The organism is Paeniglutamicibacter sulfureus (assembly GCF_039535115.1).
Lineage (GTDB): Bacteria > Actinomycetota > Actinomycetes > Actinomycetales > Micrococcaceae > Paeniglutamicibacter > Paeniglutamicibacter sulfureus.
This window is the reverse complement of record NZ_BAAAWO010000001.1, coordinates 2,449,660-2,462,786: the sequence shown is the minus strand read 5'-3', so window position 1 is coordinate 2,462,786 and position 13,127 is coordinate 2,449,660. Positions and strand designations below refer to the sequence as shown.

Below are 13,127 nucleotides of genomic sequence, written 5' to 3'. Positions count from 1 at the left end.
ACCCCGGGTTAGGCGTGCCCCAGTTCCGCGTCCGCCGACGAAACGAAATCGCGCTCCCATTCCTCCGCCACGCGCAGCAGCAATGACTGGAATGCCACCTCGGCGGGGGCCCGCACCCGGTCGTGCCGTTGCGCCAGCAGCACCCGCCGGGACGGCGCACTGTCGCCCAGTCGCAGGACCTGGACTCCGGGGTGCTTGATGACAACGGCGCTCAGCGGTGCCAGGGCGATGCCGAGCCCCACGCTGACCATTGCCTGGGCTTCCTGGTAGTCGTTCGCCTGGAATGAGATGCGCGGGGAGAACCCCGCCGCGTTGGCCGAGCGCTGCAGCACCTCGCCCACCGGATGGTTGTGTGCCCGAACGATCCACTGCTCCGCGCCGAGATCGGCCATCGACACCTCGCCGCGTTGCGCCAGCGCGTGCTCCGCTCCCACCAGGAGAACGGTCGGCTCTTCGAACACCGGAAGCAAGTCGAACTTCTTGGGATCCAAGGGGTTCCACTCATACTCCCATAGGAGGCTGAGGCCCAATTCCCCGCGCGCGAGCAACTCGAGCAGGCCATCGAGGCGGCTGCTGGTCACGTGCAATTTGATCGCCGGGTATTGGCTGCGGAACCGGCTGATGACCAAGGGCAGGAATGAGCCCCCGAGCGTGGGAAATGTCCCGAGGTTCAGGCTGCCGCCGCCGACGCTGGCCAGCTGGGCCAGGTCTGCCATCGCCGCATCCATCTGATGCAAGATCGTCCGGGCGTGGCCGGCGAGCACGTGGCCCGCATCCGTCGGGACCATTCCGCGCGACCGGCGCCGCAGCAACGGCTGGCCGACCTCCTCCTCGAGCTTCCGCAGCTGCTGGGAAACGGCCGAGGGCGTGTAGAAGAGCTCGTCGGCGGCGGCGCTAACCGATCCCGTTTCAACGACTCTTAGTAAAACCTGAAGTCTCTTTACATCCAGCATCGTTTCTCCTTGTAGCAGTGCTTCAGGTATCTGTAGTTGTGCTGATTTTCGCTTGACACTCGCGATGTCTGGCCGTACCGACGGTGCCACAAGGTGATCAAGGAATGTCTTCGGTGACCACTCCGGGCAAATCTAATCAACGAATGAAGCATTTATACATGATGCTTGACTTTTTGTAAATGGTAATTCAAGCACACACATCTCACCATGGGTAGAGAAACATGTGCCGGCAGTCACACCGGCGCTTCACTCGTATCGACTTGGACGGCAGATGAAAACCATGACCCATGTGGTGCCCGCGGTGTGGATGAGGGGAGGGACCAGCAAATGCTGGGTCTTTGAACGCGATTCCCTCGATGTCCCCGGCTACACCCTCGATGAAACACTGCTGCGGCTCTACGGCAGTCCGGACCCCCGGCAGATCGACGGCGTCGGCGGCGGCACCTCGACGACCAGCAAGGCCATCATCCTTTCGCCCTCCTCCGATCCCGACGTCGACGTCGAGTACACGTTCGCCCAGGTCGGCATCGACGAAGGCAGGGTCGACTGGGGAAGCAACTGCGGCAACTGCTCGGCCGTCGTGGCCCCCTACGCCTTGGACCAGGGCTGGGTCCGGGCCCAGCCCGGCGAAACGCTGGTGCGGACCCGGAACACCAACACCGGCCAGCTGATCCTGCAGCGCGTTTCCACCCCCGACGGCCGCTGGGATCCGCAACTGGACACCCATATCCCGGGTGTACCCTTCCCGGGCACCGCGGTGGGTCTCGGATTCGTCGACCCGGCCGGGCGGACCACCGGTTCGCTCCTGCCGACCGGGAACCCGGTGGATGTCCTGGAGGTCCAGGGCGTGGAAGTCGAAGCCACGCTGCTGGACGCCGGCGCCCCGCTGGTCATTATTTCCCCGGCAACCGCCGGCCTTGCCGGGATCCCGTTTGGGAACTGGCAGCTGGAGGTCCTTCCCGAGCTGGAGCGCCTCGACGCGATCCGCCGGGCCGGCGCCGTGGCCATGGGCCTGGCCCCCAGCCCCGAAAGTGCCGCGCGGGCCGTCCCGAAGTTGGCCATCGCCGGTCCGCTCGATGCATCTGCCGATCCGTCCGAGGAAGCCGCCGTGCAGATCATGATGCTCTCCATGGGCAATCCGCACCCCGCGCTGGCCATCACCGGCAGCGTGGGACTGACCATTGCGGCCGGCACCCCGGACAGCGTCGTGTTTCGCGCCCTCGCCGCCCCGGCGGGGCAGGACCTGAAGATCCGCACCCCGGCGGGCATCGTTTCCACCTGGCGGCGCACCCTCGAGGGCAGCGACGTCGTCGGCTCCACGCGAACCGCCCGCGTACTGGCGCGGGCCACGCTGCCCATCCCTTCCCGCGGATCCGACGCGGCGCACTCCCCGTCCGCACCGAAGGAGAACATCATGCCCACCCCTCCAGAACCCGAGCTCGACGACGTGGCAGCGCTGCCACGGCACGTCCAGCTTCCCGATCCGCCCCGGCATTCCCGGCGCTCGGTGCTCTCGGCCGTCGGCCTCTTCGCCGCGCTCGGCCTAAGCACCACCATCTTCGGCGGAAGCCTGCTGAACCCTCCGGCGACCACGGAGGACGGCGACTTTGCCGGCGAGACGATCGAGCTCACCATCCCGCTGGCCGAGGGTGGCGGCACCGATACCTGGGCACGCTTCATCGGCTCGGAAATGGTCCACTTCATTCCCGGCACCCCGGGCTTCGCTCCGACCAACGAGTCCGGCGGCGAGGGGATCACCGGATCCAACCACTTCGCCACCTCGGCCCGAGACAACGGCACGGAGCTACTGGTCAGCACCGCCAGCACCGTCGTTCCCTGGGTGCTCGGCCGCGATGCGGTGAAATACTCCTTCGACGAGCTCACACCCATCCTGGTCAACGGCACCGGAGGCGTCATCTATGGGCGCACCGGAGCCGGCATGAACGGCCTGTCCGACCTGGTGGACCGCGACAAGCCGTTGGTCTTCGGCGGCATCAGCGCCACCGGGCTGGACCTGACCACCCTGGTGGCGTTCGACCTGCTGGAGGCCGAGACCACCGCAACCTTCGGCTTCGAAGGACGCGGCCCGGTCAACCTTGCCCTCCAGCGTGGCGAGGTGGACATCGACTACACGACCACCAGCTCCTACGCCTCGGCCGTGAAGGGCATCGTCGAGGAGGACAAGGCCACCGTGCTGATGTCCTTCGGACAGCTTGACGCCCAGGGCAACGTGGCCAGGGACCCGAACTTCCCCGACGTGCCCACCGTGGTGGAGGCCTACAAGGAAATCCACGGAACCGAACCGGCGGGGGAGAAGCTCGAAGCCTACAAGACGCTCCTGGGCCTGACCTACACCTACCAAAAGGGACTGTGGGCACCGGCGGGAACCCCGGCCAAGGCCGTGGAGCTGCTGCGCGAATCGGCCCACAAGATGTCCGAGGACACCGCCTTCAACGACAAGGCCGACACGATCCTGGGCGGCTATCCGATCAGTGCTGACGCACAGCTTCCGCAGCGTGTTGCCGAGGCCTACACGGTGACCGACAGCACCCGCCAATACGTGCAGCGCCTGCTGCACGACACCTACGACATCACTGTCGAGTAAAGGACCCATCATGCTCGATTCAGCCATGGCCGCACTGGCCTCCCTGGCGGACCCCTCGTTGCTGTTAATGCTCCTCATCGGAGTCGTGGCGGGACTTGTCATGGGTCTCATCCCGGGACTCGGCGGCACCGGTGCCGTCGCCATCCTCCTGCCCGTCACCTTCGGCATGGAACCGGCTTCCGCGCTCGCCCTGCTCATCGGGGCGCTGGCCGTCGTCCACACCTCGGACACCGTCTCGGCCGTGTTGCTCGGTGCCCCGGGGTCGGCCTCGGCCTCCGTCACCATGCTCGACGGCTACTCCATGGCGCGGAAGGGCCAGGCAAAACGCGCGTTGAGCCTGGCGTTCCTTTCCTCCATGGCCGGCGGCGTCATCGGCGCGGTGGGCCTCACGCTCGCCATCCCGCTGGCACGTCCGCTCGTTCTCTCCTTCGCCAGTCCAGAGCTGTTCATGCTCACGGTTCTCGGCGTGGCCCTCGCAGCCGTGCTCTCCCGCGGCAACGTCGTCAAGGGACTGGTTGCCGGCATGCTCGGCCTGCTGCTGGGCATGATGGGCACCTCGCCCACCACGGCCGAGGAACGCTTCACCTTCGGCAGCCTCTTCCTCGGGGACGGCCTTTCCCTGGTCGCCGTGGCCCTGGGCATCTTCGGCCTGGCCGAGATCGCATCGCGGGCCAGCCAGCGCCGCGGCGAAGACGCGCCCATCGAGGTCACCGGCGGGTGGGGATCGGGCATCCGTGAATGGTTCACCCACTGGTCCCAGGTCATTCGCGGATCACTGATCGGCATCTGGGCCGGCATCCTCCCCGGCGTCGGTGCCACCGCGGGAACCTGGCTGGCCTACGGCCAGGCCGTGGCAACCGCCAAGGACAAGCGCAAGTTCGGCAAGGGAGACCCCCGCGGAATCGTCGGACCGGAAAGCGCCAACAACTCCGTCGAGGCCGGCGACCTCATCCCGACCCTGCTCTTCGGCATCCCCGGCGGCGTGCCCTCGGCCATGCTCCTGGGAATGCTGCTGACCTACGGCATCCAGCCGGGCCCGGCCATCATCAACGAGCACCTGGACCTGATGTACCTGATCGTCTGGTCGTTCGCGATCGCCTCCGTGCTCGGTGCGTTGTTCTGCTTCCTCGCCGTTCGTCCGCTGTCCTCCCTCACCAAGGTTCCCTTCGCGGTGCTCTCGGCCGGACTCATCGCCATCATGCTCCTGGGCGCCTTCCAGGAAGGCGGCCAGCTCGGCGACCTGTGGGTCATGGTCCTGCTTGGCGTGGCCGGCTGGGTCCTGAAGTCCACGGGCTTCCCGCGTGCACCGTTCCTCATCGGCTTCGTCCTGGCCATTCCGCTGGAGCGCTACTACTTCCTGACCGACAGCCTTTATGAGGGCTTCGAATGGATGCTTCGCCCGGGAACCATGGTCTTCATCGCCATCCTCGTGCTGCCGATCCTCTGGAACATCTTCAAGTGGTTCCGCGCCCGCCGCAACCTGGACAGCGACGACGATGCAAGCTTCGAGTCCGCGGCCGATGCCGACGCCCCGCTGAAAAACAGCACCTGGTCGCTCGGTGCGGGCGCCGGTGCCCTCATCGTGTTCATCGGTTCCATCGCCCTGTCTTCGCAGTTCTCCTCCGAGGCGCGGTTGGTTCCGCAATTGGTCGGATGGGCAGGCCTGCTGCTCACCGTGGCACTCCTGGTCCAGGAAACCCGGGTGTGGCGCAAGAAGCGTTCGCATCTTCCGTTCAACGCGGATATGGGTGGGACACCGCCGCGAGGCGAGGCCACCCCCGGGGGAAGCCTGGTCCCCGCAGGGGGAAGCTCCGCGCTCGAAGGCTCTGCCCAGCACCTCGCCACCGTGGCCGGCACTGCTGTCGAGGCGGAAAAGCCGCGGGCGGACACGCACTTCGCGTTCAAGACCTTCGGATGGATGGTTGGCTTCCTGGTCCTGACCGCACTGTTGGGATACCTCGCCGCGGTGATGATTTTCGTCCCGGCCTTCCTACTCATCGTGGCCAGGGCGCGGGTCAAGACCACGGTGATCTACACCGGCATCCTCTTCATTGTGTTGATGCTGCTGCCAAGCCTGCTGCCCATCGATCTGCCCCAGGGCTGGCTCGGCCAGCTCGTTTCCTGACCTTTTTCACGAAGGAGAAGAACATGGCCATTGTGGCTTGCTACACCGACACCCCCGAGGGGCGCGCCGCCGTTGCCAGGGCCCACCAGGAATCGACCCGTCTGGGCGAAGAACTGGTGGTTGTCAACGTCGACGGCAACGGATCCGGCGACGGGGATGAAACCAGCGGGCTCGACCTCGCCGGATCCGGCGAGGGGACGAGCCGGGTCAGGGTGGTGCCGCGCTCGCCGTCCATCCATGATGCCGCCGACCTGGTCCTGCAAACCCAGCAGGATACCAATGCCACCCTGATCGTCCTCGGACTGCGGCGTCGTTCCAGGGTGGGGAAGCTGATCATGGGCAGCCACGCCCAGCGCATCCTCATCGAGGCAGACTGCCCAGTCCTCACCTTGAAGGCGGTCTAACCAAAAAGCCCCCCACGACAAATCGGCAGAGCTAGCCGTCGTTGGGGAAAAGAGAGGTCCGTCCGGCGTCAGCCGGGCGGACCTTTCCCATAATTGCACGCAGCGTCCGGCCCCCTGTGGCAATACATCACGGAACGTGACGAGCCGGTCGACCCCCGGAAGCGGCATCTCTGATAAGCAATGCTTCAACCAGGTGTATCTTTGGTTCATTCTCTGGAATCTCGGAGCGCATTAGCGACAATGCATTGATTATGGCCTCTGGCCGGGGCGTCAATTGAGCCCATTAGGGGCGCAATCACAGTAAATTAAGCACTTCTACATACCTCTTCATCATATTCACATGGTCTTCATTTGTGATCCAGCCTATTGTTTTGTGACGCCCGGCTCATATGACCCGATCCACATGAGCGGCACGACGAGACGTAGGAATTGCGATGAAGATACAAGCCGAATGGATGCGCGGAGGTACCAGCAAGTGCTGGGTCTTCGAAACCGATCACCTGGAGACGACCGCAACCAATCTCGATGAACTGCTTCCCCGGATGTTCGGCAGTCCCGATTCACGGCAGATTGACGGCGTCGGAGGGGCAACCTCGACGACCAGCAAGGCAGTGATCCTCCACAGGTCCTCCGACCCCGAGGTCGATGTGGAATTCACCTTCGCCCAGGTCGGCATCGAAGAGGCCACCGTGGACTGGGGAAGCAACTGCGGAAACTGCTCCGCGGTCGTGGGACTGTATGCCATCGAGAAGGGCTGGGTGCTTCCGTCCGGGGACGCAACCCTGATCACCACCCGGAATACGAACACCGGGCAGATCATCGTCCAGCGCGTGCCCACCCCCGGCGGGGCCCTGCCCATCGTTCCCGATGCCCACATGCCCGGCGTCGTCTTTCCCGGGTACAAGGTCGGACTCGGCTTCCGGGATCCGGCGGGAATGACCACCGGCAGCCTGCTGCCCTCCGGTGCGGCCAACGACTTGCTGGACGCTGACGGCACCCAATGGACCGTGTCCATGGTGGACGCAGGGGCGCCGGTCGTGATTGTCCGCGCCGAGGACCTGGGGCTGGACACCGCCCGATACGAGACCTGGGTCGACGGAGTCGAACTGCAGCTGGACACCCTGGAAAAGATCCGCCGGCAGGCTGCCGTGCTCATGGGACTCGCGGCCACCCCCGCCGAGGCCGTCAGGGCCATCCCCAAGGTCGCCATCGTCGGAGCCCCGGCAGCCGATCCGGAGTGCGACGTGAACGTCATGATGCTCTCGATGGGCAAGCCCCACCCGGCGCTGGCCATCACCGGAAGCATCGCGCTGACCCTTGCAGCCCAGACCCCCGGGACCGTGCTGGGCGACATCACCGGTGCCATGCCGCGGGCCACGCTGCGGCTGCGCACCCCCGCGGGCGTGATCGAGACCTGGAGCGAGGAACGCGACGGTTCCCTGCTGGTCGGCGTCGACCGCACCGCCCGCACCATCGCCAGCTCCACCATCCACCTCCCCGAGGCCATCGGCAGCGCCGCCGAAGCCTCGCTTGCAAGCGCCAGTTACTGAGGAGACACACCATGACCAAAACAGCATTGAAGCCAGCTCCACCGGCAGAGAACGACCTTCGCGAAGCGTCATCCGTGCGACCGGCCCGCAAGCGCCGTGTCATGCTTATTTCGGTCGCCGCGATCGCCTTCCTCGGTCTGCTCGCCCTCGTCATGGGGCGTGCCATCTTCGCCCCGGCGGCCGCCGCTGATTCGGAGCCGCCCATGACTTCCACACAGATCATCCCGCTGGTCATCCTCGTCGTGATGTTTATCGTCGCGACGAAATGGCCAGTGAACATCGGCGTGATGGGGCTGGTGGCATCCTTCGGCGTCGGCTACTTCATGCTTGGCATGAGCGACAAGGAGATCCTGGCGGACTTCCCCGCCAGCATCGTGCTGACCATCATCGGCGTCACCTACTTCTTCAGCATGGCCCAGCACAACGGGACCATCGACATCATCGTCCGCAGCTGCGTGCGCATGGTGCGCGGCAAGACGATGTTGTTGCCCTGGGTGTTCTTCCTGGTTGCCGCCGCACTGACGTCGCTGGGCACCTTCTCCCCGGCGGCAGTCGCACTGCTGGCCCCAGCTGCCATCGGCTTCGCCTACGAGTCGCGGATCCACCCGGTGCTCATGGGCGCGTTCATCATCAATGGTGCCCACGCCGGCGGATTCTCGCCGCTGTCCGTGGCAGGTGTGCTGGTCCACGACATCTCGCTGGAAAACGGCTTCCCCATTTCCCCGGGCGGACTCTTTGTCGCCAGCTTCGTCATCAACCTCATTCTTTCCGTGCTGACCGTTGTGGTGTTCGCCCTCCTGGGCAAGCTGCGCGACGGCGACGGCAGCGCGCACATGGCCGAGGTCGCTGCGGGCAGCACCCGTCCCCGGGGACAGCAGATCTTCACGCTGGCACTGATCGGCGCGATGCTCGTTTGCGCCCTGGGCTTCGGTCTGCCTATCGGCTTTGTCGCGTTGAGCGCCGGATTGCTGCTGGCCCTGTTCAACATCAAGGCGCAGCAAAAGTTCGTCGCCGGGATCTCCTGGTCGACCGTCCTGTTGGTGGCGGGCATGATCACCTACGTCTCGCTGCTCACGCATGTTGGCGTCATCGACACCCTGGCCCACAAGGCCCTGGCCCTGGGCGCGCCCATCCTGATCGCACTGGTGCTGTGCTACGTGATCGGCGTCGGCTCGGCCTTCGCTTCCTCCACCGCACTGCTGGCCGCCTTCATTCCGCTGGCCGGTCCGCTGCTGGCCGTCAGTTCGCTGAGCGCCTCCGGCACGGTGGCGGCCATCGCCATCGCCGCAACCGTGGTGGATGTTTCGCCGTTCTCCACCGCCGGAGCGCTGGTCGTCGCCAACGCCCATGAGAACGACCGCCAGCGCGTCTACAAGCAGCTGATGTACTACGCAGGCGGGATCGTCTTGGTGGCCCCGGCGCTGACCTGGGCATTGCTGGTTCCCACCGGGATCATGTAAAGACCCGATTCACAGTCGAAGAGTAGGCAGGAGCCCGAGAAAGGGTCCCTGCCTACTTTTATTTTTCGCGGGTTCCGGCGGGATCAGGATCCTCTACGGCCTCGATCCCGACCAGCCACTCGATGACCACCCGGCGCATGGCCTCGTCCTTGAATCTGTACCAGGCTTCGCGTTCCTCCGGGAAGAAGCCGAGCACGTCCTTGAAATGGCGGAACGGCTTGCTGCGGATCAGCGTCTGCTCGAGTTTTGCGCGGACCTCGCCTTCCGGCAGGGAACGGGTGAAATCCTCCATGTGTTGGTAGGACTCGTAGGATTCAATGCGGTCGACCCCGGCATACTTCTCGTCTTCGAGTTCCTCCGGATCGACCTCGAGGTCGTCGTCGTCGAGTCCGGCCATGACAAGCTCGCCCGTGAGGGTGTTGAGGTAGTACTCCACGCCCATGGAGCCGTCATCCTGCATGGCCATGGCGATCATGTCCAGATCGAGATCTTCGAGTTTCAGCATCTGGCTTCCTTGCCGTGGATCGGATCGGTGTCTCCTCCAGCCTTGCGCCACACCGGGGTGTGCACAAGTGCACCGCCGGAAACTGCCGAAGTCGGGGACGGCCGTCCCTGCGCCATCCGTATACGAATCCGTGCGCCGCTGGTAAGAATGAAGGTAGTGGCGGTTGATCCCGCGCCCGGGTTCCGCCGCTTCGCCCGGGCCCTGTGAAAGACGACCGGGCCTGCGCAACACTCGCAATTCCTTCCCGAGCACCATGCGCGAAAGGCCAGAGATGAAAACCAGAGCAGCAATCGCCATTGCCCCCGAAACCGATCTGGAGATCAGGGAGGTCGAAGTCGACGAACCCCGTGCCGACGAGTTGCGGGTGAGGATGGTTGCCTCAGGTGTCTGCCACACCGACGCCATCATCCGCGACCAGTGGTACCCGGTGCCGCTGCCGGTGGTCCTGGGCCACGAGGGTGCCGGGATCGTCGAGGCCATGGGGTCCGACGTGCAGGGATTCGCCGAGGGTGACAAGGTCGTTATCGGCCCGGCCTTCTGCGGTCGCTGCGAGCAATGCCTCGCCGGGCATCCAATGTATTGCGTGAACTTCTACGACCGGAACTTCGGAGTCCAGCGCCCGGATGGCTCGAAGTCCTTTTCCGACGCGCAGGGACCGATCGGGTCGCACTTCTTCGGCCAGTCGTCCTTTGCCGAGCTCACTAACGTGGTGGCCCACGGGGCGGTCAAGGTCCCCGATGGCGTGCCGCTGGAGATCCTTGGCCCCCTGGGCTGCGGCATCATGACCGGTTCCGGGGCCGTGCTCAATGTCCTGCAGCCGCAGCCCGGTTCCTCCATCGCGGTGTTCGGCACCGGAGCGGTGGGCATGGCCGGCATGCTGGCAGCCAAGGCCGCCGGCGCGACGACGATCATCATGGTGGACATCGTCCCCGAACGCCTGGACTTTGCCAAGGAGCTGGGAGCCACCCACACCGTGAACTCCAAGGAGACCGACCCGGTCGAGGCGATCAAGGAAATCACCGGTGGAGGCGCCAACTTCGCGCTGGACACCACCGGGGTGCCCCCGGTGTTCTCCCAGATGACACAGTCATTGGCCACCCGGGGCCACGGTGCCTTGGTCGGCGCCGCCAAGCTGGGGACCGAGGCGCCGTTCGCCATCGGCAACCTGCTGCTGACCGGGATCAAGGTTTCCATGGTCATCGAGGGCGACGCGGTGCCCAAGGAATTCATTCCCCGGCTGGTCAGCCTGCACGCCAGGGGCCTGTTCCCATTCGACAAGCTGATTAAGAAGTACCCGTTCGAGGACATCAACCGGGCCTTCGCCGATTCCGCGGACGGCTCGACGCTGAAGCCGGTCATCGTGTTCTGACGCCATCGGATCCGGAGTACTGGGTGGGCGGACATTTCACGGGGAGCATGTCCGCCCACCGTTCCCGCGAGGCAACGGCTTCGGGCTCAGCCGCCCCAGGTGAAGCGCGGCCTTTCGCCCTCCAGGAACGCGCGTTGGCCCACGGCGAAGTCCTCGCTGGCCGGCAGCTTCGCCCATTCCGCGCGCCACAGCTCGTCCTCCGCACTGCTCCCGGAAACCATGGAATCGATCAGCGACTTCATGGTGTGGATCGAATATTGCGAGCGCATGGCCATGCGGGAGACCAGACCCTGGCTCAGGACCTCGAACTCGTCCTCCGGGACCACGTCCGTCAACAGCCCCCAGGCCGCTGCCTTCTGCGCCGGGATCAGGTCCGCGCTGAACAGCACGTACTTCGCCTTGTCCGCGCCCAGCCGCTGAACCAGGCGTTCAATGCCGGAACGCGGATAGATGATGCCCAACTTGGACGGGGTGACCGCAAGCCTGACGGTGTCGGCGGCAATGCTCATGTCGCAGGCCGAGGCAATCTGCCAGCCTCCGCCCATGCACGTCCCGCGCACCAGTGCGACTGTTGGCTTGCGCGCCGCGCAGATCGCCGCATCGGCGGCACTGAGGTGGTCTATGGCTTCCCCGTTCGCGCCCTCGTCGAACAAGACCCGGCCGAGTTCGTTGATGGCGGCACCGGCCGAAAAGTCGTCTCCGCAGCCACGCAGCGTGATGACCTTGACCTGGGGGTCGGCATCGAGCAGGCGCACCTGTGCGGCGAGGTCGATGCACATGTTCCGGGTCAGGGCATTGCGCTGGCTCGGGTTCTCAATCACAATCTCGCCGATGTCGCCCTTGATTGCACTGGAGATGCGACCTGCCACCGTTTGGGCTGCCGCCGTCGTTGCGCTCATGCCGTCGCTCCGCTCGGGGCCAGGACGGCAGGCTCCCTCACGATGCCCTCCGCCATCAGGCGGTTGATCTGTTCATCGTCGAGTCCCATGTCGGAGAGGATCTCGCGGCTGTGCTCGCCCAGGGCGGGCGGTGCCTGGCGCACCGGCGTGGGCACGCGGTCGATGCTCACGGGGCCGCGCAGCACGCGCAGCTGGGTTCCGTCGGCGCGCCGGGTTTCGGCAATCAGTCCCAGCGCGCGGGCCTGGTCGCTGCTGACCGCCTGCACATAGTCGAACACGGGACCGCTGGGGATCCCCACGCCATTGAGCTCCTCGATCCATGCGGTGGCCGGCCGGGTCGACAACTCCCGGGTGATCAGATCGTTGAGTTCTTCGCGGTGCAGTGCCCGGTCCCGGCCGGTGGCGAAGCGTGGCTCCTCGGCCAGGTCGATTCGCCCGATCACCGAGCAGAATGCTGCCCACTGGGATTCGGTGGCCACCGCCACCACGATGTCGTCGCTGGCCGTGGCGAAGGCCCCGTAGGGCGCGATGGTCGGATGGTTGTTGCCCTGGGGTTCCGGCGCGCGATCCAGCGTCAGCGCGGTTTGCCCCTGGAAGGCGGAGAGTCCCAGCGCGGTCTCGAACAGCGAGGTGGAGACGTTGTGGGCGTCCCCTCCCCGTGCCCTGGCGTAGAGCGCACTGACCAGCGCGAAAGCGGAGACCATGCCGGTGGTGATGTCGACGATCGGAATGCCCACGCGGTAGGTCTCCTCCGCGCTTCTGCCGGTGACCGAGGTCAGCCCGGAGGTCGCCTGGATGACCTGGTCCAGACCGGCACGGTCCTTCCAGGGTCCGGCCGTGCCGTAGCCGGTAATCGAGGACACGATCAGCCGTGGATTGATGGCACGCAGCCGCTCGGCCGCAAGCCCCATCTTTTCCATGGTTCCGGGCTTGAAGTTCTCCACGAGCGCATCGGCGTCGGCCAGCAGCCCGGCGAGCAGTTCCCGTCCGGCATCGCTGTAGAGATCCAGCGAGATCGACTTCTTGTTCCGGTTGGTGGAATCGAAGTACAGGCTGTGGTCCCCATCGAACGGCGGCCAGGACCGCGAGGAGTCCCCGCCGGTGACGGTCTCGATCTTGATGACGTCCGCACCCATGTCCGCGAGCAATGCGGTGCAGTAGGGGCCGGCCAGCGCGCGGCTGAGGTCGATGACGCGAATACCGCTCAAGGGCAGCAAGGGGTTCTCCTTCTGGGGAAATGAATCTGACATGGCCGTG

General features: G+C 65.5%; 10 protein-coding genes. 6 read left to right on the top strand and 4 right to left on the bottom strand.

All coding sequences use genetic code 11. From position 1 onward, the window contains the following. Window positions 1–8 precede the first annotated feature (8 nt). Complete coding sequence (locus ABD687_RS11270; protein WP_264268845.1) at window positions 9–953, bottom strand: LysR family transcriptional regulator; 945 nt, start codon at window positions 951–953, stop codon at window positions 9–11. A gap of 271 nt (window positions 954–1,224) precedes the next feature. Here ABD687_RS11270 and ABD687_RS11265 point away from each other — a divergent pair, with 271 nt between their 5' ends. The 5 genes from ABD687_RS11265 (at window position 1,225) to ABD687_RS11245 (ending at window position 9,097) form a co-directional block, all read left to right on the top strand. Further along, window positions 1,225–3,558 (top strand): PrpF domain-containing protein, encoded by a 2,334-nt coding sequence (locus tag ABD687_RS11265; protein ID WP_310291155.1) that lies wholly within the window; start codon window positions 1,225–1,227, stop codon window positions 3,556–3,558. A 10-nt stretch (window positions 3,559–3,568) separates the two neighbouring features. Further along, entirely contained in the window at window positions 3,569–5,683 is a 2,115-nt protein-coding gene (locus tag ABD687_RS11260; RefSeq protein ID WP_310291157.1) for a tripartite tricarboxylate transporter permease, read from the top strand. Window positions 5,684–5,706: 23 nt separating this feature from the next. Next, window positions 5,707–6,087, top strand: a complete 381-nt coding sequence (locus ABD687_RS11255) for a universal stress protein (protein ID WP_310291161.1) — start codon at window positions 5,707–5,709, stop codon at window positions 6,085–6,087. A gap of 434 nt (window positions 6,088–6,521) precedes the next feature. Further along, on the top strand, window positions 6,522–7,637 hold the full coding sequence (locus ABD687_RS11250) for a PrpF domain-containing protein (RefSeq protein WP_310291163.1): 1,116 nt from the start codon (window positions 6,522–6,524) through the stop codon (window positions 7,635–7,637). Between the two features lie 11 nt (window positions 7,638–7,648). Beyond that, on the top strand, window positions 7,649–9,097 hold the full coding sequence (locus ABD687_RS11245; RefSeq protein ID WP_310291164.1) for an SLC13 family permease: 1,449 nt from the start codon (window positions 7,649–7,651) through the stop codon (window positions 9,095–9,097). A 58-nt stretch (window positions 9,098–9,155) separates the two neighbouring features. Here ABD687_RS11245 and ABD687_RS11240 read toward each other — a convergent pair whose 3' ends face one another. Next, window positions 9,156–9,602, bottom strand: a complete 447-nt coding sequence (locus ABD687_RS11240; protein ID WP_310291166.1) for a UPF0158 family protein — start codon at window positions 9,600–9,602, stop codon at window positions 9,156–9,158. Window positions 9,603–9,873: 271 nt separating this feature from the next. Here ABD687_RS11240 and ABD687_RS11235 point away from each other — a divergent pair, with 271 nt between their 5' ends. After that, a complete protein-coding gene (locus ABD687_RS11235; RefSeq protein ID WP_310291168.1) occupies window positions 9,874–10,971 on the top strand; it encodes an NAD(P)-dependent alcohol dehydrogenase in 1,098 nt (365 codons plus the stop codon). 86 nt (window positions 10,972–11,057) lie between these two features. Here the strand turns inward: ABD687_RS11235 and ABD687_RS11230 are convergent, their stop codons facing one another. Further along, window positions 11,058–11,870, bottom strand: coding sequence for an enoyl-CoA hydratase/isomerase family protein (locus ABD687_RS11230; protein ID WP_302264188.1), 813 nt, complete (start codon window positions 11,868–11,870; stop codon window positions 11,058–11,060). Further along, window positions 11,867–13,120: a CaiB/BaiF CoA transferase family protein gene (locus ABD687_RS11225; protein ID WP_302264190.1), complete on the bottom strand. Its 1,254-nt coding sequence runs from the start codon at window positions 13,118–13,120 to the stop codon at window positions 11,867–11,869. Before ABD687_RS11225 ends, ABD687_RS11230 begins: the two co-directional genes overlap by 4 nt. Window positions 13,121–13,127 lie beyond the last annotated feature (7 nt).

What these genes read in the sequence shown, in the direction of transcription:
- ABD687_RS11270 (WP_264268845.1), bottom strand. Translation starts at nt 953, where the DNA reads ATGCTGGATGTAAAGAGACTTCAGGTTTTACTAAGAGTCGTTGAAACG.
- ABD687_RS11265 (WP_310291155.1), top strand. Translation starts at nt 1,225, where the DNA reads ATGAAAACCATGACCCATGTGGTGCCCGCGGTGTGGATGAGGGGAGGG.
- ABD687_RS11260 (WP_310291157.1), top strand. Translation starts at nt 3,569, where the DNA reads ATGCTCGATTCAGCCATGGCCGCACTGGCCTCCCTGGCGGACCCCTCG.
- ABD687_RS11255 (WP_310291161.1), top strand. Translation starts at nt 5,707, where the DNA reads ATGGCCATTGTGGCTTGCTACACCGACACCCCCGAGGGGCGCGCCGCC.
- ABD687_RS11250 (WP_310291163.1), top strand. Translation starts at nt 6,522, where the DNA reads ATGAAGATACAAGCCGAATGGATGCGCGGAGGTACCAGCAAGTGCTGG.
- ABD687_RS11245 (WP_310291164.1), top strand. Translation starts at nt 7,649, where the DNA reads ATGACCAAAACAGCATTGAAGCCAGCTCCACCGGCAGAGAACGACCTT.
- ABD687_RS11240 (WP_310291166.1), bottom strand. Translation starts at nt 9,602, where the DNA reads ATGCTGAAACTCGAAGATCTCGATCTGGACATGATCGCCATGGCCATG.
- ABD687_RS11235 (WP_310291168.1), top strand. Translation starts at nt 9,874, where the DNA reads ATGAAAACCAGAGCAGCAATCGCCATTGCCCCCGAAACCGATCTGGAG.
- ABD687_RS11230 (WP_302264188.1), bottom strand. Translation starts at nt 11,870, where the DNA reads ATGAGCGCAACGACGGCGGCAGCCCAAACGGTGGCAGGTCGCATCTCC.
- ABD687_RS11225 (WP_302264190.1), bottom strand. Translation starts at nt 13,120, where the DNA reads ATGTCAGATTCATTTCCCCAGAAGGAGAACCCCTTGCTGCCCTTGAGC.